At 68.9% G+C, this 16,343-nt stretch carries 9 protein-coding genes and 1 pseudogene; 7 read left to right on the forward strand and 3 right to left on the reverse strand.

Going from position 1 to position 16,343, the window contains the following annotated elements:
- The first annotated feature begins 5 nt into the window (after positions 1 to 5).
- The 3 genes and pseudogenes from mmsB to ACGFX9_RS10500 all read left to right on the forward strand — a co-directional run.
- Positions 6 to 1,235 carry a multiple monosaccharide ABC transporter permease gene (gene mmsB, locus ACGFX9_RS10490; protein ID WP_393467881.1) on the forward strand — a complete coding sequence of 410 codons (1,230 nt, stop codon included), beginning with the start codon at positions 6 to 8 and terminating at the stop codon, positions 1,233 to 1,235.
- A gap of 146 nt (positions 1,236 to 1,381) precedes the next feature.
- Entirely contained in the window at positions 1,382 to 2,533 is a 1,152-nt protein-coding gene (locus ACGFX9_RS10495) for an aldose epimerase family protein (protein ID WP_393467885.1), read from the forward strand.
- Positions 2,534 to 2,598: 65 nt separating this feature from the next.
- Positions 2,599 to 3,597: pseudogene (locus ACGFX9_RS10500) on the forward strand (glycoside hydrolase family 43 protein); the annotation flags it as partial.
- An 86-nt stretch (positions 3,598 to 3,683) separates the two neighbouring features.
- Here the strand turns inward: ACGFX9_RS10500 and yicI are convergent.
- Both yicI and ACGFX9_RS10510 read right to left on the reverse strand, forming a co-directional pair.
- On the reverse strand, positions 3,684 to 5,912 hold the full coding sequence (gene yicI / locus ACGFX9_RS10505; protein WP_393467890.1) for an alpha-xylosidase: 2,229 nt from the start codon (positions 5,910 to 5,912) through the stop codon (positions 3,684 to 3,686).
- On the reverse strand, positions 5,909 to 8,800 hold the full coding sequence (locus ACGFX9_RS10510) for a glycoside hydrolase family 3 C-terminal domain-containing protein (RefSeq protein ID WP_393467895.1): 2,892 nt from the start codon (positions 8,798 to 8,800) through the stop codon (positions 5,909 to 5,911). The genes yicI and ACGFX9_RS10510 overlap by 4 nt, the downstream gene beginning before the upstream one ends.
- A 289-nt stretch (positions 8,801 to 9,089) precedes the next feature.
- On the opposite strand from ACGFX9_RS10510, the gene ACGFX9_RS10515 reads away from it, so the two are divergent.
- From ACGFX9_RS10515 to ACGFX9_RS10530, 4 genes are all read left to right on the forward strand, one after another.
- The gene (locus ACGFX9_RS10515; protein ID WP_393467899.1) at positions 9,090 to 10,766 is read left to right on the forward strand and encodes an extracellular solute-binding protein; all 1,677 of its coding nucleotides are present in this window, start codon (positions 9,090 to 9,092) and stop codon (positions 10,764 to 10,766) included.
- Between the two features lies 1 nt (position 10,767).
- The gene (locus ACGFX9_RS10520) at positions 10,768 to 11,787 is read left to right on the forward strand and encodes an ABC transporter permease (protein ID WP_393467903.1); all 1,020 of its coding nucleotides are present in this window, start codon (positions 10,768 to 10,770) and stop codon (positions 11,785 to 11,787) included.
- On the forward strand, positions 11,784 to 12,710 hold the full coding sequence (locus ACGFX9_RS10525) for a carbohydrate ABC transporter permease (protein ID WP_393467906.1): 927 nt from the start codon (positions 11,784 to 11,786) through the stop codon (positions 12,708 to 12,710). The genes ACGFX9_RS10520 and ACGFX9_RS10525 overlap by 4 nt, the downstream gene beginning before the upstream one ends.
- Before the next feature lie 171 nt (positions 12,711 to 12,881).
- A complete protein-coding gene (locus ACGFX9_RS10530) occupies positions 12,882 to 13,595 on the forward strand; it encodes a hypothetical protein (protein ID WP_393467909.1) in 714 nt (237 codons plus the stop codon).
- 11 nt (positions 13,596 to 13,606) lie between these two features.
- Here ACGFX9_RS10530 and ACGFX9_RS10535 read toward each other — a convergent pair whose 3' ends face one another.
- Complete coding sequence (locus tag ACGFX9_RS10535) at positions 13,607 to 16,339, reverse strand: Tat pathway signal sequence domain protein (RefSeq protein WP_393467911.1); 2,733 nt, start codon at positions 16,337 to 16,339, stop codon at positions 13,607 to 13,609.
- Between the last annotated feature and the right edge of the window lie 4 nt (positions 16,340 to 16,343).

The raw sequence follows: 16,343 nt of genomic DNA on the forward strand, positions 1-16,343 counted from the left end.
CCGCCATGACCACCACGACCACACCACCACGTGACGCGTCGTCCACGCCGTCCGCCAAGGAATCCGCCCGTGATCTGCTGCTGCAGAGCGTGCGCTCCAACATGCGCCAGTACGGCATGCTCGTCGCCCTGGCCTTCATCGTCATCCTGTTCCAGATCTGGACCGACGGCACGCTGCTCCTGCCGAACAACGTCTCCAACCTGATCCAGCAGAACGGCTACATCCTCATCCTGGCCATCGGCATGATGATCGTCATCATCGCCGGCCACATCGACCTGTCCGTCGGCTCGTTGGTCGCCTTCGTGGGTGCCATGTCGGCGGTGATGATGGTCAAACACGACATGCCGTGGGTGCTGGCCCTCGTCCTTTCGCTGCTGATCGGGGCGGTCGCGGGCGCGTGGCAGGGCTTCTTCATCGCGTACGTCGGCATCCCGTCGTTCATCGTGACGCTGGCCGGGATGCTGCTCTTCCGCGGTCTCACGCAGATCGTCCTCGAGGGCCAGTCGCTCTCGCCGTTCCCCGAGGGCTTCCAGAACATCGCCAAGGGGTTCATCCCCGAGATGGGCCCGTACACGCAGTACCACAACCCGACCCTTGTGCTCGGGTTCGTGACGGTCGCGTTCCTGCTCTTCCGTGAATGGCGCAGCCGCAAGCAGCAGTTGGCCTACGAGCTCGACGTGACGCCGACGGGCCTGTGGGTGGCCAAGCTGGTGGCGGTCTCCGCCGCCGTCATCGCCTTCACGCTGACCCTGGCGAGCTTCCACGGCGTACCCGTCGTGCTGCTCATCATGTGCGGCCTGCTCATCACCCTCGGTTATGTGATGCGCAACGCGGTCGTCGGGCGCCACATCTACGCGCTCGGCGGCAACAAGGCGGCGGCGAAGCTGTCCGGCGTCAAGGACAAGCGCGTCACCTTCCTGATCTTCGTCAACATGGGTGTGCTGGCCGCGCTCGCGGGCTGTGTGTACGCGGCACGTCTGAACGCCGGTACTCCGCAGGCGGGTCTGAACTTCGAACTCGAGGCGATCGCGGCCTCGTTCATCGGCGGCGCGTCGATGAGCGGCGGTGTCGGCACGGTGATGGGCGCCGTGATCGGTGGCCTGGTGCTCGGTGTCCTCAACAACGGCATGTCCCTGGTCAACATCGGCACCGACTACCAGCAGGTCATCAAGGGCCTCGTACTGCTGGCCGCGGTCGGCTTCGACGTCTGGAACAAGCGCAAGGTCGGTCGCTAGGCGACCGCAGGAAACACAGTGCTGAACCCGCGGGCCGGTGGGGGCTGATCGCGCAGTTCCCCGCGCCCCTGACGGGGCCCGGCACCGCACCAAGCCTCAACAAGGCCGCTCGTCCCTACACCCACCTTCCCTGTCTGGAGCCGCACATGGAAACGAGCAGACGCACCGTCCTGGCCACGGCTGCCGCCGCCGGCCTCACCGCCGCCGTCACCGGCACCTCGTACGCCACCTCGGCGGGCCGCAAGCCCACCAAGGAGCTCTTCGGGAAGCTCGCCGACGGCACCAAGGTGTACCGCTGGTCCCTTGCCAACGGCGGCACCCGTATGAAGGTGCTTTCGTACGGCGGCATCGTGCAGTCCCTCGAACTCCCGGACCGGCACGGCCGGTACACCAACGTCTCCCTCGGCTACGACACCATCGAGGCGTACACCGCCGGAACCACCTTCTTCGGCGCGCTCATCGGCCGCTACGGCAACCGCATCGCCAAGGGCCGCTTCACCCTCGACGGCAAGACCCACCAGCTCTCCGTCAACGACGGCGAGAACAGCCTGCACGGCGGGGCCAAGGGCTTCAACACGCGGGTGTGGGACGTGGATCCGTTCGCGGACTCCTCCGGTGTCGGTCTGCGCCTGCACTACACGAGCGTCGACGGCGAGATGGGCTACCCCGGCACGCTTCGGGTGACCGTGACGTACACGCTCACCTCCCGCGGTGACTGGCGCATCGACTACGCGGCGACCACGGACAAGGCCACCGTGGTGAACCTGACAAACCACACGTACTACAACCTCGCGGGCGAGGGCAGCGGCGACATCCTGGGCCATGAACTGGCCCTGGCCGCAGCCCGGTTCACGCCCACCGACGCCGGGCTCATCCCGACGGGCGAGCTGGCGAAGGTCGCGGGCACCCCCTTCGACTTCCGGCGGGCGAAGACCGTAGGCAAGGACATCCGCACCTCGCACGAGCAGCTGGTGACCGCCAAGGGCTTCGACCACAACTGGGTCCTGGACAAGGGCATCACGAAGCGCCCCGAGCCCTTCGCCACGCTGCGGGACCCGGAGTCGGGCCGCACCATGAAGATCGCCACCACCGAGCCGGGCGTGCAGTTCTACTCGGGGAACTTCCTGGACGGCACCCTCACCGGGCCCTCGGGACACACCTATCGCCAGAGCGACGGGCTGTGCCTGGAGACGCAGCACTTCCCGGACTCCCCGAACCAGCCGAAGTTCCCCTCCACGGTGCTGCGGCCCGGTGAGACCTACCGGTCAAGCACGGTGCACACCTTCTCGGCGCGCTGAGCGTCGCCGCGGCCCAGAGAGGAGACATCTTGCGCCCGAGAATCCTGATCCCGCTGCTTGCCCTGATGGCCGGTCTGCTCGCCGCCCCCGCCGCCGCACACCCGGGCCCCGCCCCGGCGAAGGCGAAGGCGAAGTACGCGGGTTACCTCTTCAGCTACTTCACCGGTGAGGGCACCGCGGACGGCGAGCAGATCCGCATGGCGCTCAGCCGCGGCAACGATCCCACGCGCTACCGCGAGCTGAACGGCGGCAAACCGGTGCTCACCTCGCAGCTCGGCACCAAGGGGCTGCGCGACCCGTTCATCATCCGCTCCCCGAAGGGCGACAAGTTCTATCAGATAGCCACTGACCTGCGGATGTACGGGGGAAGTGGCGGCAGTTGGGACCAGGTGCAGCGCACCGGGAGCAAGTCGGTCATGGTGTGGGAGTCGACCGACCTGGTCCACTGGACCGACCAGCGCCTGGTGAAGGTGGCTCCGGACACGGCGGGCAACACCTGGGCCCCGGAGGCGTATTACGACGAGAAGCTGAAGGCGTACGTCGTCTTCTGGGCGTCCAAGGTCTACGGCGCCGATGATCCGGACCACACCGGGTCGACGTACAACAAGATGCTGTACGCGACGACGAAGGACTTCCGTACCTTCGGCAAGCCCAAGGTCTGGAACGACCCGGGCTACTCGGTGATCGACTCCACGGTGGTGAAGGACGGCGGCGACTACTACCGCTTCACCAAGGACGAGCGGGACCCGGCCTCCGGGACCCCCTGTTCGAAGTTCATCACCGCGGAGAAGTCGAAGAGCCTGACGGACACGTCGTACGACTTCGTGGCCGACTGCATCGGGAAGGGCGTGGTCGACCGGGGCGAGGGGCCCGCGGTGTTCAGGTCCAACACCGAGAACAAGTGGTACATGCTCATCGACGAGTTCGGCGGGCGCGGCTATGTCCTCTTCGAGACGGCCGATCTCGCCTCGGGCACGTGGACCGAGACGAAGAACGCCGCTCTCCCGGCGGGCGCACGGCATGGCACGGTCCTCCCGGTGACGCAGGCCGAGTACGACAGGCTGGCGGGCACCTGACGCAGCACTGACACCGCACACCACTGCGGCGCGGCCATACCCCCCGGTATGGCCGTGCCACAGTGGCGTGTCCGCTACTGGCCCGGCGGGATCGTGCGCACCGTGAAGGGGCGCTCTGTCCCCTCCGCGACGACCCGGACCCCGTCACCGTCGCCGTCCCGCACCGCGCGGAAGCGGGCCGCGGGCCTGCCCTCCAGGTCGGGGACGGTGATCTCGGTGCCTTCGGCGCCCGGGGTGAGAAGGAGGGTGAGGTCCTTCAGCCAGTCGCCGTCGGGGCGCTGGTCGTCGGCGCCCAGCGGGAGCAGCGCCCCGGGCCTGACGTACAGCGGAAGGCTGTCGAAGCCGTGCTGCTCGCGCCGCCACGCGGGGCCCTGGACCGTCTCGCCGGTCAGCAGGTGGGTCCAGGTGCCTTCGGGGACGTAGAACTCGACGTCCCCATCGGCGGTGAACACGGGGGCGACCAGGAGGTCCGGGCCGAGCATGTACTGCCGGTCCAGGGTGCGGCAGGCGGGGTCGTCCGGGTACTCCAGGAGCATGGGGCGCATCGCGGGTACGCCGGTGCGGTGCGCCTCGGCCGCGACGCCGTACAGGTACGGCATGAGGCGGTGCTTGAGCAGCGTGAACTTCCGGGCCACCTCGACCGCTTCCTCACCGAACTCCCACGGCACCCGGTAGGAGACGTTGCCGTGCAGCCGGCTGTGTGAGGAGAGCAGGCCGAAGGCGAGCCAGCGCTTGAAGACCGCGGGGTCGGGGGTGCCCTCGAAGCCGCCGATGTCGTGGCTCCAGAAGCCGAAGCCGGAGAGGGAGAGCGAGAGGCCGCCGCGCAGTGACTCGGCCATGGCGCCGAGCGAGGCGAAGCAGTCTCCGCCCCAGTGCACGGGGAACTGCTGGCCGCCGGCCGTCGCCGAGCGGGCGAAGAGGATGGCCTGGCCGGGGCCCTTCTCCTTCTCCAGGAGTTCGAAGACCGTGCTGTTGTAGAGCTGCGCGTAGTAGTTGTGCATGCGCTGCGGGTCCGAGCCGTCGTACCAGACGACGTCGGTGGGCACGCGTTCGCCGAAGTCCGTCTTGAAGCAGTCGACGCCCTGGTCGAGCAGGCCGCGCAGTTTGTCCGCGTACCACTCGCGGGCCGAGGGGTTGGTGAAGTCGACAAGGGCCATGCCGGGCTGCCAGAGGTCCCACTGCCAGATGTCGCCGTTGGTGCGGCGGACGAGATATCCCGCGTCGGCGGCCTCGGCGAACAGTTCGGACTTCTGGGCGATGTAGGGGTTGATCCACATGCTGACCTTCAGCCCGCGCTCGCGGAGTCTTTGCAGCATGCCCTCCGGGTCGGGGAAGACGTCGGGGTCCCAGCGGAAGTCCGTCCACTGGTACTCGCGCATCCAGAAGCAGTCGAAGTGGAAGACGCTCAGCGGGATGTCGCGTTCGGCCATGCCGTCGACGAAGGCGGTGACCGTCCGCTCGTCGTAGGGCGTACAGAACGACGTCGTCAGCCACAGGCCGAACGACCAGGCGGGCGGCAGCGCGGGTCGGCCGGTCAGCGCGGTGTAGCGGCGCAGGACGTCCTTGGGGGTGGGGCCGGCGATGACGTAGTACTCGATCGACTGGTCCTCGACGCTGAACTGGACCTGGCCGACCGACTCGGAGCCGATCTCGTAGGAGACCTTGCCGGGGTGGTTGACGAAGACGCCGTAGCCACGCGAGGAGAGGTGGAAGGGGATGTTCTTGTAGGCCTGCTCGCTGCTGGTGCCGCCGTCGGCCTGCCAGATGTCGACGCTCTGGCCGTTCTTGATGTACGGGGTGAATCGCTCACCCAGGCCGTAGATGTATTCGCCTACGCCCAGGGCGAGTTGGGCGACCATGTGGTGGGTTCCGTCTGGGTCGGTGGCGAAGGCGGTGCCTCTGCGCTCCACGGCTGTCAGCCGCTGCCCTTCGGCGTCGAGGAATTCAAGGCCCCAGGGCTTGTCGGCGTCCAGGCGCAGGGTGAGCGGGCCGCTGGTGAGTTCGGTGACGGAGCCTTCGCGCTTGAGCAGCCCGGCTCCCTCGGTGGCGTTCAGGTCGAACTCCGGTCCGTGCGCGGCCTTTCCGGCGTGGTGCGTCGCCCGGACGCCGATCACTCCCTCGGCGGGCGAGAAGCATTCCACGGTGATGAGGGAGGTGTTGAGGGTGTCGCCGCGGTCGCGGACCTGCTGCACGGCGGCGTACGCGGTGAACCGCCCCTCGCCCTGTCGCACGTCGCGCACCTCGGTCGCGTACGAGGCGCGCACGCCCTCGCGCATCAGCCAGAAGCCGTCGGTGAACTTCATGCGGGGTCCTTCCGGTGTGCGGGAGCCGTTGCGGCAGCGGTGAAGGTGAGTCCTGCGAGCCGCAGCGGGCCGCGCAGCCGCACGCGCAGGTCACGCACTCCCGAGGCGATGAACCCGGAGGTGTGCTGGGCGTAGTCGTACACGCCCCCGGTGGCCGGGACGGTGAGGGTGGTGGCGGTGCTGCCCGAGATGAGGTCGATGGCCCCCTCCCCCGCGGCGTCGACCGAGACGCCGCTGACTCCGTCGCCGAAGTCGCAGTCACGGAAGCGCAGTTCACCCGTGGCGCCGTCCACCGCCCGTACGGCGTCGCCCGTCGCCCGGGAGCGGTCGACGATCTCGGTGCCGTGCTGTTCGTCGTAACTGGTGGCCGCCAGGCCGGCCGTCGGTACCGGCCTGGCGGCGATCGGGGCGCCGCCGAGATCGGCGGACGCGGTGAGCCGGATGTCCTGGCTGGAGGCTCCGGTGAGGATGTCGTGCGCACCCGGCGCGAGGGCCCAGCGGTCGTGCCGTACGTCCCAGAACTCCAGCTCGGCGATCGGCAGTTGGAACTCCAGGCGCTCCGCGGCCCCGGCTGCGAGGTGGACGCGGCGGTGCGCGGCGAGCTGGCGGTGCGGCAGGGCGTGGCGGGCGGCGGCCTCCCGAGGGGCCCGGGTGTAGAGCTGCGCCACCTCGTCGGCGGCGACGCTCCCGGTGTTGGTGACGGTGAACGCGACGTGGAGCAGTTCTCCTTCGCGTGTGGCCGTCAGGTCGGCGTAGGCGAAGGAGGAGTAGCCGAGGCCGTGCCCGAACGGGTAGAGCGGGGTGCCGTCGAAGTACAGGTAGGTCTGCCGGGAGCCGATGACGTCGTAGTCGAACAGGTCCGGCAGGTCGGTGTCGGCGGCGTACCAGGTCTGCGGGAGGCGTCCGGCGGGGGACACGTCCCCCGCCAGGATGCGGGCGAGCGCGGCGCCCGCGGACTGCCCGCCGTGCGCGGTCCACAGGAGCGCGGGCAGCCGGTCGTGGGCGTCGGCGACGGCGTACGGATAGGAGGAGACCAGGGCGAGCGCGGTGCGGGGGTTGGCGTCCCGAGCGGCGCGCCAGAGCCGGTCCTGGTGGGGCGGCAGGGCGAGTGTCGTGCGGTCCTCGGTCTCGCGGCCGTTGATGTGGGGGTCGTTCCCGGCGACGACGAGCACGGCGTCGGCATCGGCGGCGGCGCGGGCCACGGCGTCCTCGCCGCGCTCCAGATACTCGACGGTGAAGACCTGCGGTTCCTCGGCAACCTTTACGCCGTCGGCGGCGACAGAGACGTACCCACCCGTCCCCTTGTGCTCGATGAGGTGTCCGCCGTCGTGGCCGATCAGCGCGAATGTCTCCCGCACGACCCAGCCTCCCGGCTGCTCTGCCGAGGCGCGCACGAAGCCGTCCTCGGCGGCCGAGAGGTAGCGCCCGTCGGGGGCGCGCAGCGTCCACGTGCCGCCGCCCCAGTCGACGAGGGCGAACTCGGTCGGTTCGGGCCCCGCGGTCAGCGGGGGCAGGTCGGTGCGGCCCGCGAGCAGGGCCGGGTCCAGGGCAGCCTCGGCGCCCTGCGGGACGGCGTCCGCCTGCGGCGCGTCGGGCACCTGGAGCCAGCCGTCCTCGCACTTCAGCCGCACCCGGTCCACGCCTTCGGCGAAGGTGACGTGCTCGGTGCCGAACCGCTCGCGGATGCCGTCGAGGGGGGTGCTGCGGTGGATGAGGGTGCCGCTGTACCAGTCGGTCTTGCACTCGTCGGCGAGGAGTCCGACGACCGCGATCCGGGTGCCTTCGGGCAGGGGAAGCAGGTCGTCGTTCTTCAGCAGGACGACGGCCTGTTCGGCGGATTCCTGGGCAAGGGCCCGGTGTTCGGGGGTGTCGAAGGCGTGCGCGGCGGCGGTCGCGTACGGGCCGGAGTCAGGGTCGAACTCGCCGAGCCGGAAGCGCACGGAGAGGTGGCGCCGGACCGCCGCGTCGATGTCGCGCTCGGTCACCAGGCCCTGTTCCAGGGCCCGTTGGACGCGCCCGGTGATGATGCTCGCATCCGTGCCGTGGTCGGTGAAACTGTCCACTCCCGCGATGAGCGCGGCGGCGGTGGCCTCTTCGTGGGTGTCGAAGTACTTCTCGGAGTCGACGAGGTTGCTGGGCGCTCCCGCGTCGGAGCAGACGAGCAGCTCCTGGCCGGTCCAGGTGCGCAGGTGATCGCGCAGATACGGCGAGACGTGGTTGGGCCGGCCGTTGACCAGGTTGTACGCGGGCATCACCCCGGCCACGTTCCCCGCTTCGACGGTGGCGCGGAAGGCCCGCAGGTCGTACTCGTGCAGGACGCGTGGGCGCACGGAGGCCGAGGAGGTGTCGCGGTGCGTCTCGTTGTTGTGGGCCAGCCAGTGCTTGAGCACGGGGGCGGTGCGCCAGTGCACGGGGTCGTCGCCGCGCAGGCCGCGGGTGTACGCGACGGCGATGGCGGAGGTGAGCCGCGGGTCCTCGGCGTAGCCCTCCTCGTTCCTGCCCCACAGCGGGTGGCGGAGCAGATTGACGGTCGGCGCCCAGACGTTGAGGCCTACGCGGTCGTCGAGGGCTCGCATGGCCCGCGCCTCGGCGGCGACGGTCTCGCCGATGCGTCGGACGAGGTCGTCGTTCCAGGTGGCGCCGAGCCCGACGGCCTGCGGGAAGACGGTGGCGGGACCCATCCAGGCGACGCCGTGCAGGGCTTCCTGTCCGGTGCGGAACGCGTCGATGCCCAGGCGCTCGACGCCGGGCGTGAACTGGTGCAGGAGCGCGATGCGTTCGTCGGCCGTCAGGCGGGTCAGCAGGTCGTCCACGCGCTGGTGCAGGGGCAGTTGAGGGTCGAGGAAAGGCAGCGGTTCCGGGTCGCGGTGCGGCGGCGGGCTTGTCACGTACGGGTCCCCTTGGCGAGCGGCGGGCACAAAGGCAGTGGCTTTCTTCGAAGCGCTTCGATGCTGTGTGTCGACAAGGCTCCATGTCAAGAAGGCAGACATACGCCCTGTGACAGGACCGTCCACCGTCGCTGCACCTGAACCTCCGGAGACCGCAGAGGAATTCGGCGCCAACGTCTTGTTACACCCCGTGCCTTCACTTAACCTCGCTGCAACATCGAAGCGCTTCGACACCCGACCCGGCGGGGACCGCCGTGTGTCCGGACGCGCGCCACGAAGGGTTGACGCCATGACGCCGAACTCCCCCTCCCCCAGACCCGGTTCGAGCCGCAGAACGTTCCTCGCCTCCTCCGGCCTCGCCGCCATCGCCGTGGCGGGCGGGACCCCGCTCCTGACGGCGTGTGGAGGCAGCGGGTCGAAGAACGAGGGCACCACGACGGGGAAGAAGCTGAAGGACCTGCTCCCCGCGTACGTCGCCCAGGAGTTCGGCAGCCCGGACATCCCCGCCAAGAACGGCTCGGCCGCCGGATACACCAAGGCCCTGCCCGCGGACGAGCTCAAGACGTCGGTGCCGCACAAGCTCGGCAAGGGCAGCGAGTTCACCGTCATGGCGCCGATCTGGGGCAACGTCCCCAAGCAGGGCAACCCCTACTGGACCGCGATGGACAAGGCAGCCGGCGTCCGCGTCAAGTGGCAGAACCAGCAGGGCGACACGTACGGGCAGAAGCTGGGCGCGGTCCTGGCCTCAAGCGGTGTCCCGGACGCCGTGGTCGTGCCCGGGTGGGAGCTGACCGGCAAGATACCGAGCGCCATCGCCAACAAGTTCGCCGACCTCGGCCCCTACTTGAGCGGCGACAAGGTCAAGGAGTACCCGAACCTCGCGGCGATCCCCGCCGGCGCCTGGCAGCGCTCCGTCTTCGGCGGCAAGCTGCGCGGGCTGCCGATGCCCTCGGCCACCACACTCAACATCGCACCGTTCTACCGCACCGACCTCTTCGAGAAGGAGGGACTCCAAGCGCCCACCAGCGCCCAGGAGTTCTTCGACCTGTGCAAGCAGCTCAACGCCCCCAAGAGCAAGGTGTGGGCGTGCGGCGACATGACCTGGGCGGCCTGGGCCATCTTCGGCGTGCTGCCCGAGAAGCCGTACTACTGGAAGCTCGTCGACGGCAAGCTGGTCAACCGCTACGAGACCGACGAGTACCTCGAAGCACTGGCGTGGTCACGAAAGCTCTACTCGGCGGGCTTCGTCCACCCCGACGCCAAGGCCGAGACCGGCAGCATCGGTGACCTGTGCGCCGCCGGCAAGGTCTGGATGTACGACGGGGATCTGTCCGACTGGTACGGCAAGGCCGCGGTGCAGCGCGTGGACAACAAGAAGTTCCGCATGGAGGCCTTCGACTACTTCGCCCACGACGGCGGCGCGCCGACCCTGTACGCGCGTCCGCCCGCCGACATCTGGACGTTCATCAGCGAGAAGGCCGACGAGAAGACCGTTCGCGACATCCTCGCCCTCGCCAACTTCACGGCCGCTCCCTACGGTTCCAAGGAGCAGCGCCTTCGCATGTACGGCGTCGAGGGCGTGCACCACACCCAGAAGGACGGGGTCCTGACGAAGAACGGCAAGGGCAACAACGAGGTCTTCGCGACGTACGAGTACGTGGCGTCGCCCGCGCCGTTCATCGCCTACGCCGATCTGCCGGACGTCACCAAGGGCATGGTCGAGTGGCAGCAGCGGCAGGGCGAGCACACGAAGAAGCCGCTCTTCCACGGCATGACGATCATCGAGCCCAGCCGCTACACAGAGCTGAACGCCGAGTTCGAGGACCTGGAGAAGGACATCGTGCGGGGTCGCAAGAAGGTCTCCGACATGCAACAGGCGGTCTCCGACTGGAAGTCGGGCGGCGGCGACAAGCTGCGCGACTGGTACAAGAAGCTGCTCGACGAGTCCGGCGACGCGGCGTCCTGACATGGCTCAGAGCACGACTCCCGCGCGCGCCGCCTCCGCCGAGCGGACGCCCACCCCCGCCGAGGCCGCGCCCCCGGCGAAGAAGACCGTGGCCCGCGTGCCGCTGCGCCACCGGTTGCGCCGTGACCGCGTACTGCTGTTGATGGTGCTGCCCTCGCTGCTGCTCCTCCTCGTCTTCAACTACGTACCGCTGATCGGCAATATCGTTGCCTTCCAGGACTACGACCCCTACGTCGCGGACAACGCGTTCCAGGCGATGGCGCAGAGTCCCTGGATCGGCTTCGAGCACTTCAGTCACATGGCAGAGGACCGGCTGTTCTGGCAGGCGGTGCGCAACACCCTGGCCATCTTCGCGATCCAGCTGACGCTGTTCTTTCCGCTGCCGATCGCGCTCGCGCTGTTCATCAACAGCTTCGTGCGGCCCCGGGTGCGGGCGGTCGCCCAGGCGATCCTCTATCTGCCGCACTTCTTCTCCTGGGTCCTGGTCATCACGGTCTTCCAGCAGATGTTCGGCGGGGCCGGCCTGGTGGCGCAGATCCTGCGGGACAACGGCCACGAGGGCTTCGACCTGATGACCGACCCGGGTCTGTTCAAGTTCCTCGTCACCTTCGAGATGGTCTGGAAGGACGCGGGCTGGGGCGTCATCGTCTTCCTCGCCGCACTCGCCGCGGTCAGCCCCGATCTGTACGAGGCGTCCGCGATGGACGGCGCGAACCGCTGGCGTCGGATATGGCACATCCAGCTGCCCGCGCTGCGCCCGGTCGTGGCCCTGCTGCTCGTGCTCCAGGTCGGCAACGCGCTCACGGTCGGCTTCGAACAGATCCTGCTCCAGCGCGCCGCGGTGGGGCCCTCGGCCTCCGAGGTCCTTGACACCTATGTGTGGAACACCGGCCTGGACAACGGCAACTTCGGCTACGGCGCCGCCATCGGCATCGTCAAGGGCGTCTTCGGCCTCCTGATGGTGCTCGCGGCCAACAAGGCGGCCCACCTCATGGGCGAGCAGGGGGTGTACAAGCGATGAGCTTGCTCAGCTTCGGCATCAAGCCGGGCAGCCGCACGGGTCTGCGTCCGGTGTGGGAGGAGCCGCCGACCCGGGCCGGGCTCGCCACCAAGGGCGTGACGCTGACCCTGGTCTGTCTGGCCGTGCTCTTCCCGGTGTGGGTGGTGATCGTCACGAGTCTCTCCTCGGTGAAGACGATCACCGAGACGGGCGGCCTGGTGGTGATCCCCCGGGGTGTCACCTTCATCCACTACCAGGAACTGCTCGGCGGCGGCCAGGTGTCGCGGGCCACGCTGGTCAGCGTGGGCGTCACCGTCGTCGGCACGCTGGTCAGCATGGTGGTGTCCATCCTGTGCGCGTACGGCCTCTCGCGCCCGGGGTCGGTCCTGCACCGCCCGATCCTCCTGGTGATCGTCGCCACGATGTTCTTCGGGGCCGGGCTCATCCCCACCTATCTGGTGGTCCAGGGCCTCGGCCTCACGGACACCTATCTGTCGCTGATCCTGCCGAGCGCCCTGAACGTCTTCAACATCCTCGTCCTGCGGGCGTTCTTCATGGGCACGGCCCAGGAGCTGATCGAGAGCGCCCGCATCGACGGGGCGGGCGACCTGCGCATCCTGTGGCGGATCGTCATGCCTCTCTCCCGGGCGGTGATCGCGGTGATCACCCTCTTCTACGCGGTGGGCTACTGGAGCGCGTGGTTCAACGCGTCGATCTATCTCAGTGACCCGGACATGATGCCGCTGCAGAACGTCATGCAGCAGCTGGTGATCAAGCAGCAGCGGCCGACAGGACTGAGCCAGGCGATCAACACGGGCCATCTGTCGCCGCTCGCCATCCAGATGGCCGTGATGGTGCTCGCGCTGCTCCCGGTCGCGGTTCTCTCGCCGTTCGTGCAGCGGCATTTCAAGCAGGGCATGCTCACCGGCGCGGTGAAGGGCTGACCCACGATGCCTTCCTCTCCCGCATCAGCCGGGCGTACGGAACTTCGGCCGGCTCGAGGACACGGTCGCCCTCGGCCGCTACGGCGTGGCCCTCCTTGGCCGCGCCGCCCCAGATCACCGCGGGCCCGCCCCGGGCACGCGGCGCTCCTCCCCCCACCCTGGAGACGACACATGACACGACACCCCCGCCACACGTTGGCCCGCCTGCTGCTCGCCCCGGCCGCCGCACTGGGCCTGGCGCTCGGCCTCGCTTCCGCCCCCGCCCAGGCCGCCGTCTGGAACTCCTGCGACCAGTGGGGCAACACCAGCCTGAACGGCTACACCCTCTACAACAACATCTGGGGCTCGGGCGCGGGCAGCCAGTGCATCAGCGCGGACTCCGGCACGAAGTGGAAGGTGCACGCCGACCACCCCAACACCAGCGGCATCAAGTCCTACCCCAACTCCAAGAAGGTCATCGGCAAGCCGATCGACTCGCTGACCTCGCTGAAGAGCTCGTACAACGTCACGGTCCCGTCGGCTGGCGACTACAACTCCTCGTACGACATCTGGGACTCCGACCACGACTACGAGATCATGCTCTGGGTGAACTACAACGGGAACGTCGGGCCGCTCGGCACCTCGCAGGGCACCGTCTCCCTCGGCGGACACACCTGGACGGTCTACAAGGGAAGCAACGGCGCCAACGAGGTCTTCTCCTTCCTGCGGACCTCCGACTCCTCGTCCGGCACCGTCGACGTCCTCCCCATCCTGAAGTGGATCAAGAACACCAAGGGCTGGATGGGCAACGAGACCATAGGTGACGTGCAGTTCGGCTACGAGATCAGCGGATCGGCCGGAGGCCTGGACTTCACCACCAACTCCCTGACGGTCTCGGGCGGTTAGGTTTCAGGCGGCTAGCCGGGGAGCTCGTCGCCGACCAGGGCGAGGTTCTGGATGGCGGCGAGACCGAAGAGGGCGGTCTCGTTGGTGTTGATCCGCAGGTTCTCGTAACCGGGCTCAAGCACCGCGGGACCCTCCAGTTCGGTCTTCCCCCAGCTCATGGTCTTCGTATAGCCGTCGCTCTCGTGGAACTTCTGCCAGGCGCGTGCCGCGAGCTTCCCGTCCTTCGACTGGGCTGCCGCGTACGCGTCCTGGCGGGAGTGCCCCTGGAAGAGCAGCAGGCTGCCGAAGTCCTTGCCGTAGCGCTCCTTCTGCTCGGCCTTGGTGGCGTTGAAGTAGCGGCAGTAGTCCAGCCATGCCTCCTTGAACTTCGGCTGGTCGACGAGGCCGATGAGTTCGGCGCACATCTCGACCAGGCCGAACATCGCGGAGAGGTGGGAGACGCTGACGGCGGGCTCGGCGGCCACCGCGAACTTCCCGGTGTCCAGGTCGTAGAGGCCGCTGCCCTGGACGAAGCCGTTGGGCTGGGCGGCGATGGTCTCCATGGTGGAGCGCAGGCGCGCCTCGGCCTTGGCCGCCTTGGGGCCGCCGCGTTCCCACTCGGTGAGCCAGGCCGCGGCGAGTCCGCTCCAGTCGGTGCCGAAGCCGATGGACAGGGCGTTGCGGTCGGGTTCGTACGGCTCGGTGCGGACCTTGCGCTGGGGGTCGAGGACCAGGAACGTCTCGTCGGAGTCGACCAGGGCATGCATCAGGTCGCCCACGCGTTCGTCGGCGGTGAGGAAGTAGTAGGGGCGGCGGTAGGCGGCCGTGGAGATGCGCTGCTGCTTCGCACTGTCCGCGAAGTGCTGCACGCCGTGGCGGGTTCCGAGGCCCGCCCACTTGCCCAAGTGGTAGGCGTCGACCTCGCCGGTGTGGCGGGTCATGGCCTCGGCGAAGCGGAAGATATCGGCGCGGCCCGAGCGCAGGTAGGCGTACCAGAGCCAGAGGTCGGGTGAGAGCTCGGAGTTGTCCCAGGCGTAGCCGCCGACGTCGTAGCGCCACTGGTGGCGGTCCTCGTCGTAGGTGTGCATGATGTCGCCGTAGTCCCAGAAGCCGTACCAGCGGCGCTGTTCGGCCTGGTCCTTGTAGTAGGTGAAGAGGAAGTCGAGGTGGTCCTCGATCTTCGCCTTGGCGGGCGTGGAGCGGTCGACGGGAGAGAAGAGCCCGCCGAAGACCCCGGCCTTCGCCAAGTGCTCCGGTTCCGCGGCCAGTTGGGGCGGGGTGCGGACGGCGGCTGCCTGGTCGACGAGGGTGGCCGCGGAGGGGGTCGCCTCGTTCGCCCAGAACATCAGCTCGCTGGTACGGGCGATGCCGTACGGGGTGCCGAAGCCGGGTTCGTAGTCCTCGTAGGTGATGTTGAGGCCTTCGAGCTGCTCGGGGTAGGTGTCCTGCCCCATGCCGTCGTGGTACGTGCGCAGGTCCATCGGCTGGGCCTCGGGCGACCAGAGCCAGAGCGTCACCTCGGCCGTGTCGCCGGCCGCGCCCCTGATGTCCAGCTGGGCGGGGTGCTTCTCCCAGAAGTCCCGAAGCCCGAAGGAGAACCCGCCGCCGACCCCGCCGACGTATCCGAAGCCGGTCGCCCGACCGCCGCCTCCCGCGGTGATCCAGGTGTGGCCCGGCTTGGTGCGCTTGCGCAGGGTGAAGCCGTCGGCGGAGAGCTGGGCGAGGGTGTAGTCGCCCCAGGTGGGGATGTACTGGAGGCGGGTGGTGACGCGCTGGTCCCAGGTCGCCGGATCCGGCAGCTTCTCACCCTTGACCTGGGCGGCACGGATCGCGGCGCCGGGGTCGCGACGGAGCCCGGTGATTCCCTTGACCGCCTCGGTCAGGAATCCCTTGCCCTCGCCGGCGATGCGGATGTGCCGGTCGTACGCCACGTCGCGCATCGGCACGCTGAAGCGGACCCCCAGGCCGCGGATGAAGTCCTTCTCCGCGTCTCCGTCGTACGTGATGGTGTGCACCATGCGGAAGGAGTCGGCGCCCGCGTAGAAGTAGAGACGCACGCTGAAGGGCAGCCAACTGCGGCTGCCCTTACGGTGCTTGCCGTCGATGCGGACAACGGAACGCACCGGACCGTCCTGCTCCACCTTCGCCCCGCTGATCTCGCCGTCGAACCGTTCCCACTTGGCGTTGCCGTGGTCGCCGTCGTCGAGGTCGCCCTGGCGAAGGAGCACGAGCCTTCCGTCTGTGGCGATCTTCACGCCGCCGCGGGTGACGGACTGGACGAGCCGCTCGCCGTCCTTGGATATGACGGCCTTGATGACGCCGGTGTCGATGGTGATGGCCCGGCCGGTCTCGGTGACGCTCACCTTCTTGCCCGTGCCCGGGTCGGCGGGGCTACCGGCGCTCAGGCGGAACGTGTCGGCGCCCGCGGCCTGGGGCCCGACCGCGTGTGCCGTCCACTTCACCGAGCCGTCGGGCCAGTGGGCGGTGGTCCAGGTCTGTACGGGGACGTCCTTGCCGTCTGCAGTGGCGAGGGCGAACTTTTGGCCTGCGGGGTGGACGCCCTTGGGCCAGGGCACGCCGAAGGTGGATCCGGGCGCGGCGCCCAGCCCGCCCTTCTCCAGCCAGCCGATGGAGACCGGGCCGTCTTCCGCTGCCGCGCGGGGAGCCGCTTCGGCGCCCTGGCGGCCGAGCGCCCAGCTGAACTGTGCGGCGGCGCCCGCTACGGCGGCGGCCTTGAGCAGGGACCTGCGAGGGATCGGGGACATCTTG

The organism is Streptomyces sp. NPDC048436, assembly GCF_043200355.1.
Taxonomy (GTDB): domain Bacteria; phylum Actinomycetota; class Actinomycetes; order Streptomycetales; family Streptomycetaceae; genus Streptomyces.